Annotated in this window: 16 protein-coding genes and 1 pseudogene; 3 read left to right on the top strand and 14 right to left on the bottom strand. The window is 61.2% G+C overall.

Features of this window, described 5'->3' with window-relative positions:
- Positions 1-7 precede the first annotated feature (7 nt).
- The 4 genes from ASE80_RS05925 to ASE80_RS05910 all read right to left on the bottom strand — a co-directional run bounded on the left by ASE80_RS05925 (position 8) and on the right by ASE80_RS05910 (position 3,233).
- Positions 8-445, bottom strand: coding sequence for a hypothetical protein (locus ASE80_RS05925; protein ID WP_056858095.1), 438 nt, complete (start codon positions 443-445; stop codon positions 8-10).
- The gene (locus ASE80_RS05920) at positions 442-1,095 is read right to left on the bottom strand and encodes a hypothetical protein (protein WP_056858094.1); all 654 of its coding nucleotides are present in this window, start codon (positions 1,093-1,095) and stop codon (positions 442-444) included. The genes ASE80_RS05925 and ASE80_RS05920 overlap by 4 nt, the downstream gene beginning before the upstream one ends.
- A gap of 248 nt (positions 1,096-1,343) precedes the next feature.
- Positions 1,344-1,589, bottom strand: coding sequence for a DUF2789 domain-containing protein (locus tag ASE80_RS05915; RefSeq protein WP_056858093.1), 246 nt, complete (start codon positions 1,587-1,589; stop codon positions 1,344-1,346).
- A gap of 33 nt (positions 1,590-1,622) precedes the next feature.
- Positions 1,623-3,233, bottom strand: coding sequence for a glycosyltransferase family 39 protein (locus ASE80_RS05910; protein WP_056858092.1), 1,611 nt, complete (start codon positions 3,231-3,233; stop codon positions 1,623-1,625).
- A 194-nt stretch (positions 3,234-3,427) separates the two neighbouring features.
- On the opposite strand from ASE80_RS05910, the gene ASE80_RS05905 reads away from it, so the two are divergent.
- Positions 3,428-5,584, top strand: coding sequence for a hypothetical protein (locus tag ASE80_RS05905; protein ID WP_056858091.1), 2,157 nt, complete (start codon positions 3,428-3,430; stop codon positions 5,582-5,584).
- Positions 5,581-6,285 (top strand): DUF3142 domain-containing protein, encoded by a 705-nt coding sequence (locus tag ASE80_RS05900; protein ID WP_056858090.1) that lies wholly within the window; start codon positions 5,581-5,583, stop codon positions 6,283-6,285. The genes ASE80_RS05905 and ASE80_RS05900 overlap by 4 nt, the downstream gene beginning before the upstream one ends.
- Before the next feature lie 346 nt (positions 6,286-6,631).
- Here the strand turns inward: ASE80_RS05900 and ASE80_RS05895 are convergent, their stop codons facing one another.
- From ASE80_RS05895 to ASE80_RS05850, 10 genes are all read right to left on the bottom strand, one after another.
- Positions 6,632-8,083: an efflux transporter outer membrane subunit gene (locus ASE80_RS05895; RefSeq protein ID WP_056858089.1), complete on the bottom strand. Its 1,452-nt coding sequence runs from the start codon at positions 8,081-8,083 to the stop codon at positions 6,632-6,634.
- Entirely contained in the window at positions 8,080-9,138 is a 1,059-nt protein-coding gene (locus ASE80_RS05890) for an HlyD family secretion protein (RefSeq protein ID WP_056858088.1), read from the bottom strand. The genes ASE80_RS05895 and ASE80_RS05890 overlap by 4 nt, the downstream gene beginning before the upstream one ends.
- A 15-nt stretch (positions 9,139-9,153) precedes the next feature.
- Positions 9,154-10,689 carry an MFS transporter gene (locus ASE80_RS05885; protein WP_056858087.1) on the bottom strand — a complete coding sequence of 512 codons (1,536 nt, stop codon included), beginning with the start codon at positions 10,687-10,689 and terminating at the stop codon, positions 9,154-9,156.
- Positions 10,690-11,077: 388 nt separating this feature from the next.
- Positions 11,078-12,001 carry a LysR family transcriptional regulator gene (locus ASE80_RS05880; RefSeq protein ID WP_056858086.1) on the bottom strand — a complete coding sequence of 308 codons (924 nt, stop codon included), beginning with the start codon at positions 11,999-12,001 and terminating at the stop codon, positions 11,078-11,080.
- A 60-nt stretch (positions 12,002-12,061) separates the two neighbouring features.
- The gene (locus ASE80_RS05875; protein WP_017136616.1) at positions 12,062-12,910 is read right to left on the bottom strand and encodes an ABC transporter permease; all 849 of its coding nucleotides are present in this window, start codon (positions 12,908-12,910) and stop codon (positions 12,062-12,064) included.
- An 11-nt stretch (positions 12,911-12,921) separates the two neighbouring features.
- Positions 12,922-13,773 (bottom strand): ABC transporter ATP-binding protein, encoded by an 852-nt coding sequence (locus ASE80_RS05870; RefSeq protein ID WP_056858085.1) that lies wholly within the window; start codon positions 13,771-13,773, stop codon positions 12,922-12,924.
- 20 nt (positions 13,774-13,793) lie between these two features.
- On the bottom strand, positions 13,794-14,687 hold the full coding sequence (locus tag ASE80_RS05865; RefSeq protein WP_056858084.1) for a TauD/TfdA dioxygenase family protein: 894 nt from the start codon (positions 14,685-14,687) through the stop codon (positions 13,794-13,796).
- A gap of 214 nt (positions 14,688-14,901) precedes the next feature.
- Positions 14,902-16,266 (bottom strand): HlyD family type I secretion periplasmic adaptor subunit, encoded by a 1,365-nt coding sequence (locus tag ASE80_RS05860; RefSeq protein ID WP_056858083.1) that lies wholly within the window; start codon positions 16,264-16,266, stop codon positions 14,902-14,904.
- On the bottom strand, positions 16,256-18,412 hold the full coding sequence (locus tag ASE80_RS05855; RefSeq protein WP_056858202.1) for a type I secretion system permease/ATPase: 2,157 nt from the start codon (positions 18,410-18,412) through the stop codon (positions 16,256-16,258). Before ASE80_RS05855 ends, ASE80_RS05860 begins: the two co-directional genes overlap by 11 nt.
- A gap of 41 nt (positions 18,413-18,453) precedes the next feature.
- Complete coding sequence (locus ASE80_RS05850) at positions 18,454-19,812, bottom strand: TolC family outer membrane protein (RefSeq protein WP_056858082.1); 1,359 nt, start codon at positions 19,810-19,812, stop codon at positions 18,454-18,456.
- A 341-nt stretch (positions 19,813-20,153) separates the two neighbouring features.
- Here ASE80_RS05850 and ASE80_RS29850 point away from each other — a divergent pair.
- Positions 20,154-21,810 (top strand): annotated as a pseudogene (locus ASE80_RS29850) (retention module-containing protein); the annotation flags it as partial.

The following is a 21,810-nucleotide window of genomic DNA, read 5'->3' as shown; positions in this document are numbered from 1 at the left end:
TTATTGACTACCGCCGAATGCTGGAAACGTCAGATTCCTTGCCCCATCGCCAGATACTCCAAACCTTCATTGCCTCGGACGCGACGACTAGCACCGCCATCACCAACACGCTGTAGCCTGGGACTAACTGAGCGCCTATTAGCAGTAGCGAAATTGAAGGGATAAAAAAAACTAGCCGTAACGGGGTTTGAAGGTAAACAAGCCAGCGGACCTTTTCACTGCTAAGAAGAAATAAAAAACAGGATGCCACTATCGAGATCTGCAGCAACATGACAAAGCCAAAGGTGTAAATCTGCAGCACGCTGTGGTCACGCAAAACCCATAATGCGCTCTCGATATCGCTCAAGTAAGGAACTCGCCCCTCCACCGCACTGGTGACCCAATAGCGAACCAGATAAATGGCATCCATCACTCCCCAAAACCAAAAGACCTGCTTGCGCGTCACTGTTTCGCATCCTTGTATTCATACGCTGTATCCGGTGTTACAGGCTGCCAATGCCAGGATTTCCCACCCTGCTGCCAATTGTCATCCCCCTCCAGATAGCGTTGCTTGATTTGCCGCAGCTCCCCGTATCGGTGCTCAACCGATCTGTGGGTGAACTGGTCATCACGACTATCCATACGGACCCAGCGCTGCGTCATGACCCTGGTGGTGTTCGCGAGATCTTTCCCGTCGGATAAGAACATTCGTCCTTCGTCACCCATAGATGCCAGTCGGTTTGCGGCCAGGATCGCAGTATTTTTAACCCCATCGTAATCGATACTTACCTTTTCCCATTTACCAGGCCCGACATACAGTCGGCGCCCCATCAAATGCCCATACTTAACACGGCATTCTCGACTTAACGGAAGAAAAGGCCGGTCCATTACGAACAGCCAATCACCGGATGCCAACTTGTCCAAAACTCGGCGCTGATCGTTATCCCCTGAACACCGAACAGGAGAAACATTGCACTCGGCTAGCAGCTCGCACAGCCCCTGCAATGCATAAGGCGCGCGAAAGAATTCCCTTACCTTGATACCAGCAAAGTAGGGGCTTTCGATTTTGGTGAGATCATAGTTTTCAATTTCTTTGTGAGGGATCAGACGCTGCATGACGTGGCCATAAGAGGAAATCAGCGTCTGTAAATAGCGGGCTCTTCATTCTGGCGACTATCGTGCGTTTCTGTTTAACCGGTAGGAAACTTCCCAAGCTGTCCCACTTCTCACACTCCCCGCCCGTTTTGATCGTTCCCACGCTCTGCGTGGGAATGCAGCCCAGGACGCTCCGCGTCCGCTCTTGAAGTCGTGACGCAGAGCGTCACAGGAGGCATTCCCACGCGGAGCGTGGGAACGATCGGCCGTTACACGCCGCGCCCTTCCCGCAACAATAGATTCAGCTCATCCACCACCTCAGCCCAATCCGCATCGTCGAGAATTTCTTCGCGCAGAAACGCTCTCTGGCTGGCACTCCAGAAAAAGGCATCTGCCAATTTCAGATCCGGTTTAAGCGGCGAATGCACGGCCACAAACTTCTCGATACTGACCGGGTCTTCCGGCAGCCCAAGCTGTTTGAACAGTGATGGCAAGCTGTGCACAGGCGATTCCATGGCGGGCTCCAGGTAAAGAATACTTAATTGAGTCTAGCGGCAACCTTCAGGTTGCGGCTGCGCCCCGTTGCACAGCACGAACAGTCGCGCCCTCGCACCACCGCCATCCTGACGGCTCAACTCACGCCAGCCTTCAGGTAAGGGCGCGAACTCATCCGGCGCTTCGTTGCTGCTGATCAGCCAGACGCGGTGAGTATCGGCAGGCAATGCCGACAGGCGGTCGAGGTAAATGCGCCCGCCGTCCTGATCGACCAATGTGCCGAAACCGTAGGCGTTCGGGCGGGTCGGCGTGCCGTCGGGTTTGGGCGGCGTGTAGAGCTGCAATTGTGCGTCGGTCTGGTCGTAATACACGTAGCTGAGGTACCACAACATGTCGCTGAGAACGATGCGGTCGTCTTCCTGGTAATTACGATTGACGAACTCCACGGGCACGTTGAACTGGTCATGTTCATCGACGGTGAAGTTGTTTTTGAGCCCCATCAGCTCCATGCCGACAAACAGCACGAACAACGCTACGCCCAGCCATGACCAGCGTGTCGGCAGGCGATCAATGGCCAGCGCCACCAGGATGGGCAAACCCAGGGCGTATACCGTCAGGTAACGCTCGATAAACACCGGCGAAACGAACGAAACCGCATACACCAACAGCAGCGGCAGCAGCACAAACAGCGCCAGCAGGCTGGCCGGGCGATAGCGTTCGCGATCCTGCCAGGCGGTGATGCCCACCACTGCAATCAATAGCAACGGGATGAACCAGAACAACGGCGCCCAAAAGCCGATGCCCTCGTCCTGGACAATGAATTGCCAGATCATCGACGGCAGTGAAAACAGGTTGACCGGGTCTTCCCAGCCGATGTCCCCGCCCACCTTCAGTTGTTCAATGTGTTGCACCAGGCCCAACACATTGGGTAGCCACGGCAGGTAAGCCACGACGATCGCCGCGTTGGCCACCCACCACGCAGGGCGTTTGAGCAGACGCTGGCCGGGCGCCTGGGTTGAGCTCAACAAGGCCAGATAGGCCCAATGCACCAGCACACACAGGGCAGTGAAATAATGGGTGTAGAAACCGGCGCTCATCAGCACGACATACGCCGCCAGATAGCGCGTGCGCTCTGGTTGGCGCACCCAGTACACCAGCGCCAGCGTGGCGCCCAGCAGCCACACGGCCAACAGCGAATACATGCGCACTTCCTGGCTGTAGCGCACCGCCGTGGGCAGCAGCGCCAGCAGGATCCCGGCAAGCACGGCGGCACGTCGGGTAGACAGTTGCCGCGTCAACCAGATGCCCAGGCCCACGGCGATCGCACCGGGGATCGCACTCATGCTGCGAATCGACCAGATACTGTCACCGAACAGCTCGATCCAGCCACGCAGCATGAAAAAGTACAGCGGTGGGTGCACATCGTGGGCGGCGTGAAACCACAGGTCACCGGCAGCGTATTCGCTGAGCAGCAGACTGGAGCCTTCGTCACCCCAGATTGCGGAGGAGGTCAGGTTGTAAAAACGCAGGGCGACGGCCAGTACCAGGATCGGTACCCACCACAGACGGCTCATCCAGCCGGCAACGTCCCAGCTACTCGCGACGCGATCAAATGCGGGCAACGCCGCCATCTTTTCATCTTGCTCTACCACAGACCGTCGCACCTCGATTCCCCTACCATTGCCTTTTCCGGCCGGCCAAAAAGCCCTGCGCGTGAATGACCGCCACTCTAGGACAAAAACCCTTTATTCGCTGCTGGAATCGGACAAATCGGCGATTTGTGTAGGCCTTCACCGAAGCATTTGTCAGATCACGCTATTATGGCGTCCCTCAAAGGACTCAGGATCAAGGACACGTCATGCGCATCGGTTTTCTGTCACCACTGGCCCTGGCATTGCTCGCCGGCCTTTCCTTCCAGGCCCAGGCCAGCGGCGATGACTCGTGCTACCCCGACTGGCGGGTCTCACGCGACAGCCTTGAAGGCTGCAGCAACCTGCCCTTCCTGAGCCCGGGCAATGACAGCCGGGTCAACTTGCGCCTGTTGCTGGCGGATAAACAGGTGGCAGCGCTGACGCCCAATGCACTGGGCGAGACCGACCTGGAAGAAGGCTTCGGCCCGGTGCCGTTTCCGGTGTACCGCCTGACCCCGGTGGCCGACGCCACCGACGAAAAAACCGACGTGGCCCCCACACCCAGCAAACTCGACGAGTTGCTCGCGCCACTGGGCATTCAGCGTGAAGGCGACAAGGCGGCGGGTGACGCCTTCCTGACCGGCGAAGGCAGCCGCTGCCGCAGCAATGATGAAAGCAGTGCCACGGCGTTTATCAGCCAAGTGGTTAAAGCCGACGTGCCAGAAGCGGAGCGCCTTCTGCTGGCGAAGGGACGTGTAGCGATGCTCGGCGCCTGCACTTGGGACGGTGCCAGCCTGGGTGACCCGGAGCAGATCCAGTCCGCCGCAGGCCGCGAGCTGCGCGCTTACCTGCAAGCCGCCGGCGACTTCTACAGTGGCCGGTTTGGCGATGCGCAACGTGGTTTTGTCGCTGCCGCCGCCGGCAGCCTGCCGTGGGTCAAGGAAGCCGCGTTCTACATGATCGCCCGCACCGAGCTGAACCAGGCCCAGGAAAACGCCTTCGACGAATACGGCATGCCGCAACTGGAGCATGTGGATAAGTCGGTGCTGGCCAATGCAGACACCAGCTTTAACCTCTACCTGAAAACCTATCCACAGGGCGAATACGCCGTCTCTGCCCAGGGCCTGCTGCGACGGGTGCATTGGCTGGCGGGCGATACCGACAAGCTGGCCAACGACCTGGCCGCGCAGTTGAGCGCCAAACAGCGCAATGTGTCGCTGGACGAGCTGGTGCAGGAAGCCGACAACAAGCTGCTCAGTGCCACCCAAAAACCTTCGGCCAACCCACTGATGCTGGCGGTCAACGACTTGATGTGGATGCGCGCCGGCAACCCGCCACTGCTGAGCCGCACGGCCCTGGACGCGCAAAAACAGGTGTTTGCCCAGGAGCCTGCGCTGTACGACTACGTGCAAGCGGCGTTTGCGCTGTACGTCGAACATCAGCCCGACACCACCTTGAAACTGCTGCCCCAGGACGTGCCCGCCAGCCTCGACTACTTCGCCTTCAGCCAGCAAACCCTGCGCGGCCTTGCTTTGGAAGCCAAGAAGGATTGGCAAGGCGCGCAAGCCCTCTGGCTGAAGCTGCTGCCCCTCGCCAAGCAACCCTTGCAGCGCGACCAGCTGGAACTGGCGCTGGCGATGAACTACGAGCGCAACGGCCAACTGGCCAGCGTGTTCGCCAGCGATTCGCCGATCAGCGCCAAGCAGGTGCGCTATATCTTGCTGCGCAACATCGCAGGCCAGGACCTGCTGCGCCAGCAGATCACCCAGGCCAGTGACCCGGTCGAGCGCGCCACCGCCCAGTTTGTGCTGCTGTACAAAGACCTGATGCGCGGCCAGTACGCCACCTTCGCCGATGACCTCAAGCAACTGCCGGCATCGGCGCCCGCCGACAAACTCGGCACCAGCCTGGGTTATGTGTATGGCGATGGCCGTTCGCTGCAGTTGTTTCAGTGGAACGGCGATAAGGCGGAGTCCGGCTACGCCTGCCCGAGCATTGCGCAAATCGCCAGCGCCCTGCAGGCCGATGGGAAAAACCCCAAGGGCCTGAACTGCCTGGGTGAGTTCATCCTGCGCAACAACCTCGATGGCATGCCGCTGGACCAAGTGCGCGCCGCCGGCAGCCTGGGCAGCACCGCCTCGTTGTTCAAGGGCGAGACCTTCTCGCGGCTCGACGGTTACCGCCAGGTCATTGCCAACCCCAAGGCGCCGCACAACGACAAGGCCTACGCGCTGTTCCGCGCGATCAACTGCTATGCGCGGGCCGGCTATAACGGTTGCGGCGGTGTAGATGTGGATAAATCCGTGCGCAAAGGCTGGTTCCGCCAGCTCAAAACCGGGTTTGCCGACACCGAGTGGGCGCAGTCGCTGAAGTACTACTGGTGAAACACCTGTGGCTAGGCTTGCTGCTCCTGGCAAGCCCGGCCTTTGCCGGCGTTGACGCCCGTGACTACGACGCCTTCTGGCTGTGGAGCGGGGTCGCGCCGCAGCCGGTGCTCAAACAGGCGAAAACCCTGTACATCCTCCAGGGCCAGATCAACTCCACGCGCCGCGCACCGCAACGGGGCGTGCAGTTTATCGCCCAAGGCATCAGCGTACCGCGCATCACCCAAGGCCAGGTCTGGGTGGTATACCGCGCCCACACCCTGCACTGGCCCGAGCGCGTCTACACCCAACTGCTCGGCCAGGTGCAACGCTGGCGCGATGCGGGCAACCCGGTGGTCGGCATCCAGATCGACTTCGACGCCCGCACCCAATACCTGCACGAATACACAAGCTTCCTGCGCGACCTGCGCCAACGCCTGCCTGCCGACCTGCGCCTGAGCATTACCGGCTTGATGGACTGGAGCAGCAACGCCGACCCGCACGCCATCGCCCAGCTCAAAGGCGTGGTGGATGAAGTGGTGGTACAGACCTACCAAGGGCGCCACAGCATCCCGGATTACGCGGCGTACTTGCCACGCATGAACCGGCTGGGGCTGCCGTTCAAGGTGGGGCTGATTCAGGGCGGCGTGTGGGAAGAGCCGGGGTATTTGAAAAGGAGTGAATGGTTCAGGGGGTATGTGGTTTTTTTGCAAAACCCTTGAATCACGCAATATTCCATGTGGGCTTGCCCGCGATGAGCATAGGTATCTACACAACCGGTTAACACGAAGTCTGTGGCAGGTGGGCTGTTGTGGCGAGCAGGCTTGTCCTGCGTTGGGCTGCGAAGCGGCCCCAGTAAAGGCACTGCAATTTTCCTGAAAGTACTCAGTGTCAGGGTTTGGGGCCGCTTCGCAGCCCAACGCAGGACAAGCCTGCTCGCCACAGGAGAAAGTGGCGGCCTTCAAGAGTTATGTAAATACCTATGCCGCGATGAGGGCACTTCAGTCAACATAACGTTGGCTGAACTACCGCTATCGCGGGCAAGCCCGCTCCCACAGTGGGTTATGTTCAGCCTGCGGGAATAGAAGCTGTTTCGGGGTAGACGGACTCCCAGCCACCGCCCAACGCCTTGTACAGCCCCACCATCGCCAGCGACACGCCGGTGGAGCTTTCTACCCACTGCTCCTGCGTGGCCAGCAGCGCGCTTTGCACGGTGAGCACGTTGACGAAATCCACCACGCCTTCGACGTACTGCTGTTGTGCCGTGCTCAACGCGATCCGGTTCTGGCGTACCGCTTCGGCGAGGCTGTCGCGGCGCAGTTGGCTGGCGTTGTAGCGGGTCAGTTGGTCGTCGATTTCATGCCAGGCACGCAGTACGGTTTGCTGGTACGCCAGCGCCGCTTCCTGTTGCTGGGCTTCACGCAAATTCAACATGCCTTGCAGGCGCCCACCATTGAACAGCGGCAGGCTGAACTGCGGGCCGAAGGCAAACGCGCGCGAGCCCCAGGAGCCGAAATCCGAGAGTTGCAGGGCCTGGGAACCGAGGCTGCCGGACAGGGTGATACGCGGGTAAAAGTCGCCTTTGGCCACGCCGATACTGGCAGTGGCCGCATGCAGGCGCGCTTGCGCCTGGCGGATATCGGGCCGGCGTTCGGCCAGTTCCGACGGCAAGCCGATGGCGACCTGGCGCGGGGTTTGCGGCACGGCGGCGTCCTTGGACAATTGCGCATGCAGCGCTTGCGGCGGCTCGCCCATCAGCAGGCTCAGGGCGTTGATCAGTTGGTCCTGACGCTGCTGCAAATCCGGCAAACGCGCTTCGATGGCGGCGACCTGGGCGGCGGCTTCAGCCACATCCAGGTCGGTGGCCACGCCGTCGGCCAGGCGCAGCTGCGAGAGCTTGAGGCTGTGGCGGGCGACGTCGAGGTTTTGCTCGGTGACGGCGCGCGTGTTCTGCACGCCGCGCAGTTGGATGTAGTCCTGGGCGGTGTCGGCGAGTACCGACAGCAATACGGCGCGGCGGTCATCTTCGGCGACTTGCAGGGTGGCGTCGGCGGCTTCGGTTTCGCGTTTGACACGGCCCCAGAAGTCCAGCTCCCAGGCAGCGGAGAAGCCCATGTCCCATTGGTTGTAAGCAGATTGACCATTGTTTTTGGACGGGTCGCTCAAGCCTTTGCCGCTGTTGCGCTGGCGTACGTAATCCCCGGAGGCGTTGACGTTGGGGTAACGCTCGGCGGTGGTCACCTGACGCACGGCGCGGCTTTGTTGCAGGCGGCTGCTGGCCAGTTTCAGGTCGAGGTTATCGGTGAGCGCACGGCGTGTGAGGGCCGAGAGTTCTGCATCGTGGAACACGTCCCACCAGCGTTCCTGCAAAGGGTCGGTCACCGCGTGGCTCGCCGCCTGACGGCCCTGGGGTTCGCTCCACTGGGTAACTTGCGGGCCTTGGGGCCGCTGGAAATCCGGGCCGACCGTGCAGGCGCTGAGGCTGATCAGGCTCAAGGTGAGCCAGGCAAATGACTTCATTGCTGGGCCACCTCACGCGACTGCGCGACAGGCCGGGTGTCGACTGTGGCTTGCACCGACATGCCCACGCGCAGGCGTTCAATATGGGGCTGGTTCGGCTCCAGGATGATCTTCACCGGAATGCGCTGTACCACCTTGGTGAAGTTGCCGGTGGCGTTATCCGGCCTGACCGACGCAAAGGTCACGCCGGTAGCAGGTGCCAGGCTTTCCAGGTGGCCCTTGAGCAATTCGCCGTCGAGGCTGTCGACGCTGAGTTCTACGGCTTGGCCCGCATGCATATGCGACAGTTGCGTCTCCTGGAAATTGGCCACCACATAGGCCTCGGCCAACGGCACGACCGCGAGGATCTTGCTGCCCGGCGTCACATAGGCGCCGACCCGCACGGCACGCTCGCCGACCATGCCATCCACCGGCGCCACAATGCGTGTGTAGGACAGTTGGTAGCTGGCCATTTCCAATGCGGCCTGGGCGCGCTTGAGTCCACCGTCGGCAGCGTCACGCTGGGCGGTGAGGATTTCCACTTGCTTGCGTTCAGCCGCCAGCACCGCCGTGGCTTTGGCCAGGTTTGCGGTGGCCTGGTCGATACGCGTCTTGGCTTGCTGGGCGTTCTGCACGGTGCCTGCGCCCACGCCGGCGAGGTGGTTGTAGCGGTTCAGTTCGTGCTCGGCAAACGCCACTTCGGCACGGTCGGCCGCGACGGTGGCCTGAGCCTGGGCGATCACCGAGCTTTGGCGCTCCAGGGTCGCGGTGGCGTTCTTCAACTGGGCCTGGGCGACCAGGGTGTCGGCGTCGGCGGCTTGGGCGGCAGCGCGAAAATCGCGGTCGTCGATCAACGCCAGCAGTTGGCCGGCCTTGACCTGTTGGTTGTCTTCCACCAGCACTTCTTTGATAAAACCCGCCACGCGCGGCGCCACCAGCGTGAAATCGGCGGCGACGAAAGCGTCGTTGGTGGTCTGGCGCTTGCTGCCCAGCACGCCCGGCGCGACCAGATAAACCAATACGCCGACAGCAAACACAGCAATAACGGAGACGGCAATTTTGTCTTTGCGTTTCATGAGAAGTCCTTGAGGCTAGGTCGGTGCGCGAGGCGGAAAGATCCGCGTGGGCATCCAGAAAATCAGCAGGATCAACGCCACCGCGACACCGGCCATGACGTAATAGAGGTCTGAAGAAGTCAGCACCACGGCCTGCTGGTGCAGGCGGTGGGCAAGGCCCGGCGCGTCGCCGTCGGCCAGGGGCGAGTTGCCCAGGTGGTCCACCAACAGGGTCGAATGGAAGTGCTCACGCTGGGTGGTCAGCGTGTCCAGCACGGCCGTGGCGATGACCGCCGCGAGGCCTTTGACGGTGTTGAACCAGGCCGAGGCGAACGGCCCGTCCATCGGCTGGATGCTGCCGGTAGAGAGCATCAGCAACGGCAATACGGCCATGGGCTGGCCGAAAATCTGCAGCAGGTACCAGCCGTAAAAATCGTCACGTATCCACGCTGAGGTGAGGTGCGAACTGCCGATGCAGCACAGCACCAGCATGCTCAAACCAATGCCCAGCACCCAGCGACAGTCGACCCAACGCAGGTTGCACAGCGCCGCCACCAGCGGCAGCGCGATCAATTGCGGCAATGCCATCAACAGCATCACCGGCGCGGTTTGCAGTGGCCGGTAACCCTGCACCTGGGCGAGAAAACTCGACGGGATGATGATCACAGAGGTCAGCACCATCAGCACGCCCGCCAGTACGATCAGGGCGAACGCCAGGTTGCGCAGGCCGAGCATCTGCAACTTGAAAAACGGCACCGGTTGCGACCATTCATTGAGCATGAACAGCACCAGCAACACGCTGCCGCCGATCAGCAGAAAGGTGATCAGGCCCGACTCGAACCAGTCCAGGCGATTGCCCTGCAACAGGCCGATCACCAGCATGCAGATCGCCGGAAAACCCAGCAGCAGGCCGCGCCAGTTGAACTGCTTGAAGCGCTCCAGGCGCAGCGGGTCTTGCGGCAAGCCATAAGCCACCGCGACCATCGCCAGCAGGCACGGCCCGACGATTTGCCAGAACGCCCATTGCCAGCCGACGTATTCGGTCCACAACGCCGCCAGCGGCGTGCCCAGGCTCGGGCCGAACGTGGCGGTGAGCGCGTAACCGGCCAGGCCGTAGAGCTTGACGTGGGCCGGCAGGAAACGCAGCGCCACCGTCATCAACATCGGCGGCAATGCGCCGCCGGCCAGGCCTTGCACGGTTCGCAATATCAACAGGCTTTCGTAGTTCGGCGCAAACGGGCACAGGATGCCCAGCAAGGTAAACAGGCCGATGGCGCACAGGGTGAAGCGTCGCAGCGAAAACGTCACCGAACACCACGGCGCAAAGGCCATGGCCGCTACGGAGGTGGCCGTGTAGGCCGCAACCAGCCAGGTACCTTCGTCAAAACCGATGAACAGCGCACCGCGAATATCCGCGAGGGCGACCTTGGTGACCATCTCATTGAGACCCGAGACCAGCACCGCCAACAACACACCGACCAAGCCGATGATGATGCGCGGGCCGAACACAGGCGGGCTCAGGGCAGTGGGTTTGGCTGCAGCCTGGAGAGCGGGGGCAGCGAGGGATGTCATGAACGCGCAACTCGGAATTAGAAATACCCGAGCAGTTTAATGGGGTGCATACATGACAAAAAAGTTACTTGTTGGAAGCTTATAAGTGCGCCAGACGCAATCCTAAGAGGGTAAACACGAAGTCTGTGGCAAGTGAGCTGTTGTGGCGAGCAGGCTTGCCCTGCGTTGGGCTGCGAAGCGGCCCCAAACCCAGACGCTGAGTACTTTCAGGAAAAACTGCAGTGCCTTTACTGGGGCTGCTTCGCAGCCCAACGCAGGGCAAGCCTGCTCGCCACAAGGGTAATTGGCTGCCTTTAAAAGTTGTGTAAGCCGTGGGTCAGGCAATGAATCCCTACACAGTCAGACCGCCATCGCAGGCAAGCCAGCTCCCACATGGATCAAGTGCAGCTCAGCTGCTGGGCTGGGCTTCGAGCCAGGTGGCATGGCAGCTCTCGCGCATGGTTTCGCGCAGCCATTTATGCGCCGGGTCTTTGTCGAAGCGTGGGTGCCAGGATTGGGTGATCACCAGGGTCGGCAGCGAGATCGGCAACGTGAATGCGCGCAGCGGCAGCTTCAGGCGATTGGCACTCAGGAGCGCTTCCTTGGGCACCGGCATAACCAGGTCGGAATCGGGCAGCATGAACATCGCACCGTGGAACCCCGGAGCGATCATCGCCACGCGGCGTTCCAGGCCCTGGGCATTGAGCGCGGTGTCGATCGGGCCACGGGCGATGCCACGCCGCGAGATGCTGATATGGGAGTAGCTGGCAAAACGCGCGGCAGTGATTTCTTCGTCGAACAGCGGATGGTCTTCCCGCGCCAGCCCCACGAATGTGGTGGAAAACAAGTTCTGCACCTTCACTTCCGGGGTGGCCGGCACGTTGCTGCTGACCCGCAGGTCCAGGCGCCCTTCGCGCAGCGCTTCATCGTCGGTGTCGGCTTCGGGTACAAAGCACAGCTCGCACAGCGGCGCCATGCGCTCCATGGTGTCGAACAGACGACCGCCGTACACGCCGACAAAAAAGTCGTTGGCCCTCACGCTGAAGCGGCGGCGCAAGGTGCTGAGGTCCACCTCGTCCGCCGAACGAAACAGCAACGCCGCCTGTTCCACCACGTTGCGCACCTGGCCTTGCAACTGCAAGGCCTTGGGCGTCGGCACCAGGCCGCGACCGGCACGCACCAGAATCGGGTCGCCCACCGCCTCGCGAATCCGCGTAAGGGTACGGCTCATGGCCGCCGGGCTGAGGTTCATCCGCCGCGCCGCGCCGACCACACTGCCCTCGTCGAGCAAGGCGTCGAGGGCGACCAGCAGGTTCATGTCCGGTAGTTGCATGCCAAGCACTCGTGACCAGTGGGGAGTGAATTGCACGCAATCCTAGCAGGGATCAGTGGCTCAGCGCTGCATGCCCCAACGCTTTACGGTGAGACGCTCGAAGGTATCAAACACCAGGTTTTCCACCAGCAGACCAATCAGGATCACCACAGCCAAGCCGGCAAAGACCTTATCGGTATACAGCTCGTTGCGGTTCTGGAAGATGTACCACCCCAGCCCGCCTTTACCGCTGGTGGCGCCGAACACCAGTTCAGCGGCGATCAACGTGCGCCAGGCAAAGGCCCAGCCGATTTTCAGGCCGGCCAGGATCGACGGCAGCGCCGCCGGAATCAGGATGAACAGCACAAACCGCATGCCCTTGAGGCCATAGTTACGACCGGCCATGCGCAGGGTTTCGGACACGCCGAGAAACCCCGAATAGGTGTTCAGCGCCAACGCCCACAGCACCGAATGCACCAGCACAAAGATCAGGCTGTTCTGCCCCAGGCCAAACCACAACAGCGCCAGCGGCAGCAGGGCAATCGCCGGCAGCGGGTTGAACATCGACGTCAGGGTACTGAGCAGGTCGCGGCCCAATTGCGTGGACACGGCCAAGGTGGTGAGGGCAAACGCCAACACGATGCCGATCAGGTAGCCCTTGATCAGCACCGCCAGCGAGATCCAGACCTTGCTCAACAGTTCACCGCTGAGCAAGCCGTCGAACAGCGCCTGGGAGGTCTGCAAAAAGCTCGGCAGCAGCAGGTCGTTGTTCTGGTAGCGGGCGACCGCCTCCCAGAGGATCGCAAGCACGATCAGGATCAAGCCCTTGCGCAGCCAGCCTTGCTGCCACAGGCGTTGGCGCAGGGGCAATTCGCGCTCGACGGGGACGCTGAGCAGTGGTTCGAGGGTGACTTCAAATTCCTGGCGCATGGTGCGGCCCCTTAGTAAGCAATGCGGATATCGGCGAAACCCAACTCACGTTCGGCTTCGGGCGCTTCATCGAACAGCAGGCGGTGAATACGCCGCGCCGACGCCTGGAATTCCACACCGCCGAGGCTGTGCAGGTCGTATTGATGGCTGTGGATTTCTGCCCGCACGCGCCCGGGGTGCGGCGACAACAACAGGATGCGGTTGCCCACCACCAACGCTTCTTCGATGGAATGGGTGACGAACAACAGGGTGAAGCGCACCTCTTCCCACAGCAGCAGTAATTCCTCCTGCATCTTGCGCCGGGTCAGGGCGTCGAGGGCGGCGAAGGGTTCGTCCATCAGCAGGATTTTCGGTTGCATGGCCAAGGCGCGGGCGATGGCCACCCGGGCTTTCATGCCCCCGGACAGGGTGTGCGGGTAGGCGTCGGCAAAGGCACTGAGGCCGACTTTTTCCAGGTAGTGCAGCGCGCGCTCTTCGGCTTCGCGGCGCTTGAGGGTCTTGGAGGCCAGCAGCGGGAACATCACGTTCTGTTTGACGGTTTTCCACGGTGGCAGCTGGTCGAATTCCTGGAACACCACGATGCGATCCGGCCCGGGTTCGTCGACCTTTTGCCCCAACAGACGAATTTCGCCTTCGCAGGGTTTGATAAACCCGGCGATGGACTTGAGCAAGGTGGATTTGCCGCACCCCGAAGGGCCGAGCAGCACGTAACGGTCGGCCGGGTCGATTTCGAAACTGACCTGGTGCGTGGCCCGCACCACCCGCTCGGGCGTGCGGTATTCGAGGCTGACGTTGTCCACCGCCAATAGCGGTTTGGCGGTACTCGGGGTGCTGGCCGCGTGGCCTTGCAGGGGCGCGTTCATGTCAACTCTCTTGCCGGGAATCAGAAAGGCGCATCGCCCTGGATGGTGGTGCGAAACAGTTTGCGGCGCAGGTGGCTCGGGCAACCGGCGGCCAGGTGGATCAGCGAGCGGTTGTCCCAGAACACCATGTCGTGGGGCTGCCACTGGTGGCGGTAGATGTTCTCCGGCAGCACGCTGTGGGCATAGAGCTGGGCCAGCAGGTCGCGGCTTTCGTCTTCCGGCAGGCCGACGATACGGGTGGTGAAACCTTCGCTGACGAACAGGGCTTTGCGGCCGTTTTCCGGATGGGTACGCACAATCGGGTGGACCACTTCCGCCACCTGAGCCAACTGTTCGGGCGTGAGGGTTGGGCGCCAGTTGCCTTCGAATTTGGTCTCGCTGTAGCGCGCCGTGTAGGAGTGCGCGGCGCTGCGGCCTTCCACGGCTTTGCGCAGGTGCTCGGGCAGTTGATCCCAGGCTTTGTGCATGTCGGCGAACAGGGTGTCGCCGCCTTCGGACGGCAACTCTTGCGCGTGCAGCATTGAGCCCAGGCTGGGCAGCTCTTTATAGGAGAGGTCCGAATGCCAGAACTTGCCCGCGTCACCCAGGCCGATGGATTGGCCGTTTTCGATGATGTTGGAGACGATCAGGATTTCCGGGTGGTTGGCCAGCAGGAACTGTTTGAGCACGTGGATCTGCAGCACGCCGAAGCGGCGGCTGAAGGCGATCTGTTGTTCGGGGGTAATGCGTTGGTCGCGGAACACCACCACGTGGTGGTCCAGATGCGCACGGTGGATGCGTGCGAAGTCCGTGTCGTTGACCGGGCGGGACAAGTCCAGGCCAATGACCTCGGCGCCGACACTGCCGGGCAGTGGGCGAATCTCGAAGGATTGGGCGGTTGGGGTCGCTGTTGGAACAGTAGAGGTGGCGGACATGAGGGCACTCCCGGTCGGACAGGGGAGTGAATTTATAGGTATAAGAATGGAAGCTTAAATACCGTTAGCGAATATCGATATGCTTTAGGGTTGGGATCTGCGGTGAAGCGGATGGCGCTATCGCAGGCAAGCCAGCTCCCACATTTTGATGTGTGAACACATTCAAATGTGGGAGCTGGCTTGCCTGCGATGAGGCCACAACAGGCGCCGAAGATCAGCGCTCGTGCAACGCCTCGGCCCGCGCCTTGATGATCGGCTTGAGCAGGTAGCTGAGGATGCTTTTCTTGCCGGTGATGATGTCCACCGAGGCCACCATGCCGGGAATGATCAACAAGGGCTTCTCATCAGTGCCCAGGTGGCTGCGGTCGGTGCGCAGGGTGATCATGTAGTAGGTGGTTTTCTTGTCTTCATCGGTGATGGTGTCGGCACCGATGCGCTCGAGCTTGGCCTTGAGGCCGCCATAGATGGTGTAGTCATAGGCGGTGAACTTGACGATTGCCTCTTGCCCGGGATGCAGGAAGGCGATGTCTTGCGGGCGGATCTTGGCTTCCACCAGCAGGGTGTCATTGAGCGGCACGATTTCGACCATGTCGCTGCCCGGCTGAATCACGCCACCCACGGTGTTGACCAACAGCTGCTTGACGATACCGCGCACCGGCGAGGTCACCAGGGTACGGCTGACCCGATCTTCCAGGGCACGGCCGGTGGACTCGGCCTTGTTCAGCTCGGTGCGGGCTTCGTTGAGTTGGGTCAGGGCTTCGCTGCGGAATTTGCCACGGGTTTCGTCGATTTTGCGCTGCACTTCCTTGATCGCCGACTCGGCGCGCGGGATCGCCAGGGTGGTCGCGTCCAACTGACCACGGGTTTCCATCTCGGCGCGCTTGAGGCGCAGCACTTCCACCGGCGATACCGCGCCCTGGGCCACCAACGGCTCGGACATGTTGATTTCCTGGCGTTGCAGGGACAACTGGCTGCGGTACTGGCCTTGCTTGGAGGTAAATTCGCGCAGCTCCTGCTGGCGCTGCACCAGTTGCTCCTGCAAACCGCCGACTTCGTCTTTTAATTGCTGACGGCGGCTTTCATACAGCGAGCGTTCGTTGGCGGCCTGGCTGGGCGCGGCCTTGAGCACGTCGTCGGGGATGTTCAGCGGGCGGTCATCCACCTGCGCACTCAGGCGCTCAACGCGCAGTTGCATGGCCAGGCGCAACGCTTCGGTTTCGCCGGCATTGGAGACAAACCGGGTGTCGTCGAGGCGAATCAACGGCGCACCGGCTTCGACGATCTGGCCTTCCTTCACATACAGTTCGGAGACGATGCCGCCTTCCAGGTTCTGGATTTTCTGCAGCTTGGACGACGGAATCGCCTTGCCGTCGCCTCGGGTAACTTCGTCGATGCTGGAAAAACCGGCCCAGGTCACCAGGAAGACGAAGAACGCAATGATGGCCCAGATAGTCAGGCGGATCACCCGTGGCGCATCTTCGATCAGCGCTTTGTTGACTTCAGGCAGGGGCTGGCCCTGCAGCGAGTCGGTGCCTTTGAAGTAGCGGCCGACCGCGCTTTTGATGGAATTAAGCAACACTGATCTGCCCCTTTTTCAACGCTTCCATAACCACAGCTTTCGGGCCGTCTGCGAGGATCTGCCCACGGTCGACCACCAACAGGCGGTCCACCAGCGAGAGCAGTGAGGCACGGTGCGTCACCAGCACCACGGTCTTGTTTTGCACCACGGCTTGCAGGCGTTGTTTCAAGCGTTCTTCACCGGTGTTGTCCATGGCACTGGTGGGTTCGTCCAGCAGCAGGATGGGCGGGTTGAGCAGCAGCGCACGGGCCAGGGCGACGTTCTGGCGCTGGCCGCCGGACAGGTTCTGCCCGCGCTCGCCCACTTGCAGTTCATAACCTTGTGGGTGCAGGCGCGCGAATTCGTGCACGCCGGCCAATTCCGCGGCTTGCAGGACCATTTCGTCTTCTACATAGCGCGCGCCGGACACCAAATTGTCGCGCAGGGTGCCGGCCAGCAATTGAATGTCTTGGGCGACGTAGCCGATGTTGTGGCGCAGCTCGCTCACGTCGATCTGGCGCACGTCCACGCCGTCCACCAGCAAGGCGCCGGAGTCGGGCTGGTACAGGCCGACAATCAGCTTGGCCAGGGAGCTTTTGCCCGAGCCACTGCGGCCGATGATGCCGATTTTCTCGCCCGGCTTGATCACCAGGTTGATGTTTTTCAGCGCGGCGTTCTGCTGGTTCGGGTACGTGAAGTTCAGGCCACGGCACTCGATGGCACCTTGCAGGGTGCGGCGGCTCATGGGGCGCTCTTCGAAATTGCGCTCCTGGGGCAGCTCCATCATCTGGTCCACCGAGGTCATGGTGACCTTGGCTTGCTGGTAACGGGTCAGCAGGCCCGACAGCGAGGCCAGCGGGCTCAAGGCGCGGCCACTGAGCATGTAGCAGGCAATCAGGCCGCCCATGCTGAGGTTGCCGTCGATGATCTGGTACACGCCGAAGACGATCATGATCACGCCGGCCAGTTGCTGGATGAGCAAGGTCATGTTCATCGACAGGCCCGACAGCAACTTCACGCGCAGCTCGAGGCGGCTGAGGGTGCCGATGGTCTGCTCCCAACCGTACTGGCGCTCGCTCTCGGCGTTGTTGACCTTGACCGCATCGAGCCCGGCGAGGGTTTCGATCAGGCTGGACTGACGCTCGGCGGCCAGGGCCATGGTCCGTTCCATGGTCGCCACCAGCGGTTTTTGCAGGGCATAGCCGATGCCCAAGGCCAGCGGGAACGCCAGTACCGGGATCCACACCAGGTGCCCGCCCAGGATGGCGATCACCAGGAAAATCAGTAGGGTAAACGGCAGGTCGATCAGGCTGGTGAGGGTCAAGGATGCGAGGAAATCACGCAGGCTCTGAAACTCATGGATGTTCTGCGCGAAGCTGCCAACCCGTGCCGGGCGGTACTTCATGGACATGCCGACAATGCGCTCGAACAGCGTGGCCGAGATGATCAGGTCGGTTTTCTTGCCGGCCAGGTCCAGGCACAAACTGCGCAGGCTTTTGAGCACCAGGTCGAACAGGTAGGCGCCGCAGATACCCACGGCCAGCACCCAGAGGGTGGCGGTGGCCTGGTTTGGCACGACACGGTCGTACACGTTCATCACAAACAGCGGCGCGGCCATGGCGATGATGTTGATCAGGAAGCTCGCGGCAATGGCGTCGGTGTAGAGCCAGCGCGAACGTTTGAGCGTGTCGCGAAACCACGAGCGCGCCCGAGGAATCAGGGTGCCGTGGTTGACGTCGAATTTGTGCTGCGGCTGGGCGAAGAAGACCTTGCCGATGTAGTCGTCGGCCAGCAGCTCACGTTTGATCAGCACTTCACCACCGTCGCTTTCGCTGAGCAGGATGCGTGCTTCGTCTTCGCCTTGCCAACCCACCAGCACGGTACTGCGACCGTCCTTGAGCAACAGCAACGCCGGCAGTGCAATCGTCGGGATCTGTTCCAGCTTGCGCTGCAACACCCGGCCTTGCAGCCCGGCACGCGCGGCTGCACGCGGCAGCAACTCGGCACTCAGGCGCTGCGACGGCAGTGGCAAACCGGTGGTAAGCATGGCCGCGCTGGCGGGCTTTTGATGCAGGGCACAGAGCGCCAACAGCCCGTCCAGTAACGGGTCGTCGTGCAGCGTGCGTGGATCATGACTGAGATGAACTCGACTGACTTCGGATTCCACGCGGTGCACTCTCGACTAACAGATGGGGCTATTGGGGTGGCTCAATTCATCCCAGGCAGTTGGACTTTAGGTTTCACGTCGTTCTGTACGACGGACGCCATCGGTGCGACCACGCCCTGGCTTTTGAGCAATTCGCCCATGGTCGCCTTGATTCGATACTGAGTAAATAACTGAATGTTCTTGATCTCTTCCAGACGACGGGAAGCGGTGAACAACTCGTTCTCACTGTCGAGCAAGTCGAGCAGGGTTCGTTGGCCCAGGCTGAACTGCTGCTGGTAAGACGTGCGCACGCGGGTGCTGTGGTCCACGTATTGCTGGGCAACCGGCAACTGCGCATTGGCGTTGTTCAAGGCGTTCCAGGCCAGGCCCAGTTCTTCATTGAGCTGGCGCAAGGCGTTGTTACGGATATCCAGGGCTTGGCTGGCCTGGTACGACTTGGACTGCAGGTCGGCCTTGTTGCTGCCACCGGCAAACAGGTTGAAGCGCATGCGCACCATGGCTTCCCAGCCATTGCTGTGGCCGGCATCGCCGCCGACGTTGTTGTCGGCATTGGTACCAAGCTCGGCATCAAAGCGCGGGTAGAAGGGCGACTTGGCAGCTTCGTATTGGCTCTCGGCGGCGGAGATATCCGACTCGGCCGAACGCAGGATCGGGCTGTTATCGAGCATCTGGCGCCGGGCTTCATTCAGGTCCGCCGGCAGCATGGCCATAAAGGGCGCTGGGCGCTCAAGCTGATCGGGCATCTGGCCGACGGCGCTGAGGTAGTTGACCTGGGAGTCGGCCAGGTTGGTCTGCTCGGTGATCAGGTTGTTGCGGGCCTGGGCCAGACGCGCTTCGGCCTGGTCCTGGTCGGCACCGTTGCCGACACCGCGCTGGGTGCGCAATTTGATCTGGTCGTAGATGCGTTCGTGGTTGCGCAGGTTCTCTTCGGCCAGGCGCACGAATTCGCGGCGGGTCAACACGTCCAGGTAGACCTGGGCGACGGTCAAACCGGTGCGCTCGGAGGTGCCGAGCAACGAATAAGCACGGGAGTTGACGTTGGCTTGTTGGCGCCCGACTTCGCTGGAGGTGGCGAAACCGTCAAAGATCATCTGTTGCAGACGCAGGCTCGCTTCGCCGCGGTTGTGGGTGTCCCACTGGTTGCCGTTCGGGCCGCTGGCGGCGCGGGTGGTGGAGTTGTCGGTGCCTTCACGACCGTAACCGGCGTTCAGGTCAACGCGTGGCAAGTAACCACCTTGAGCGGCGCGCAGTTGGTAATCGGCGGCAATTCGGCTGTTCACACCGGCTTGGATTTCCGGGTGCACATCCAGCGCCTGCTGCATGGCCTGGGGCAATGTTTGGGCTTGTACGAAACCGGCGGCGAGTACGAACGGTATTGCCTTGAACAGGTGCAGACGCATTAAAAAATTCCCCAGGACTTCTTGTCTCAAATCACAGCGATTGGCCTCGCTGCGTCGGATAATGGCTACCGTAATGACCGTACGTCGGAAAGTTCAAAAAGCGGAACTGCTTCACACATGTAGGACGGTTCGCCGCATAAATATCAATGTGACATTACGGGGCCAATTGTTTAGGATGGCGACCAGAAGGTCAATAGTTTGGCATAAACTAGATAACGAATAAATCTAGCCAATAATTTGACGTCAGTAACTACTTAGACTACGCCCCCTCCTGTCTGGCCCTCACCCCCGCGAGCGGCCACATGGAATTCATCAGAAACGGATCGCCGGAGAAATCTTTAATGAGCAGTGTTGTTGCCATCGTCAAAAGCATTGTTGGTCAAGTTTTCGTTATTTCTCCGGAAGGGACGCGCCGTGTCCTTGTAGAAGGTGACCGCCTGTTTGCGGGCGACCAGATCGATACCGGCATGTCCGGCGCTGTGAGCCTTGAGCTGGCCGACGGCCGCACACTGGACCTGGGCCGTGAAACCCAGTGGAGCGCCGACTTGCCGGACTCCAGCCTTGACCTGGCCGCTGCCGCCGAGAACGCCGCGCCGTCGGTAGCCGAACTGCAGCAAGCCATCGTCGCGGGCGCCGACCCGACCACCGACCTGGATGCTACCGCCGCCGGCGCGACGGCTGCCGGCAATGGTGCTGCGGGCGGGGGCCACAGCTTTGTTGTACTGGACGCGACTGCGGGCCGTGTCGACCCGACGATCGGCTTCCCGACCGGCCCACTGGGCCAGGGCGCCGCGACAACAACCCAACTCACGGGCGCCCAAAACGCCGGCGGCAATGGCAACCTGGTCTTGCAGACGTCGACCCTGACGCTGAGCGCAACGCCGACCATCACCGAAGCCGGTGGCGTGCTGACCTACACCGCCACCGTCACGCAGCCGCCGGTCAATGACCTGAGCATCACCCTGTCCAACGGCGCAGTGATCACCATCACCGCCGGCCAACTGACCGGCACCGTCAACGTGCCGCTGGCACCGAATGACAGCCCGTACATCGACCCAAGCCAGATCAACGTGAACGTCACCGGCACCACCGGCGGCAATAACCTGGTGCTGACGATTGACCCGAACCCGGCTGTTACGCAGATTACCGACACCATCGACACCACCACCGTCACGTTGACGGCGGGTAACACCGTGACCGAAGGCGGTCAGATTACCTATACCGCTACCCTGACCAACCCGGCGCAGACGCCGGTGACTGTCACCTTGAGCAATGGCTCGGTGATTACCATCAAGGCTGGGGAGTCGGTGGGTACTGTTGTGGTCGATACACCGGCTAACGACGTTTAGCAATGGCTCGGTGATTACCATCAAGGCTGGGGAGTCGGTGGGTACTGTTGTGGTCGATACACCGGCTAACGACGTTTACAACAATGGTTCGACTGTCAGCACYACTATTACSGGYGCGACCGGCGGCAACTTTGAAAACCTGGTACCGAGCACTACGCCGGCGGTTACTACGATCACCGATTCGATCGACACCACCACCGTTACGCTGACGGCAGGCAACACCGTGACCGAAGGCGGTCAGATTACCTATACCGCTATCCTGACCAACCCGGCGCAAACCCCGGTGACTGTCACCTTGAGCAATGGCTCGGTGATTACCATCAAGGCTGGGGAGTCGGTGGGTACTGTTGTGGTCGATACACCGGCTAACGACGTTTACAACAATGGTTCGACTGTCAGCACCACTATTACCGGTGCGACCGGCGGCAACTTTGAAAAYCTGGTRCCGAGTACGACGCCTGCGGTTACTACGATCACTGATTCGATCGACACCACCACCGTTACGCTGACGGCGGGTAACACCGTCACCGAAGGCGGTCAGATTACCTATACCGCTACCCTGACCAACCCGGCGCAAACCCCGGTGACTGTCACCTTGAGCAATGGCTCGGTGATTACCATCAAGGCTGGGGAGTCGGTGGGTACTGTT

The organism is Pseudomonas sp. Leaf15, assembly GCF_001421425.1.
Classification (GTDB): Bacteria; Pseudomonadota; Gammaproteobacteria; order Pseudomonadales; family Pseudomonadaceae; genus Aquipseudomonas; species Aquipseudomonas salomonii.
The sequence above is the reverse complement of the archived record's forward strand: the minus strand, read 5'-3'. Positions and strand labels throughout refer to the sequence as shown.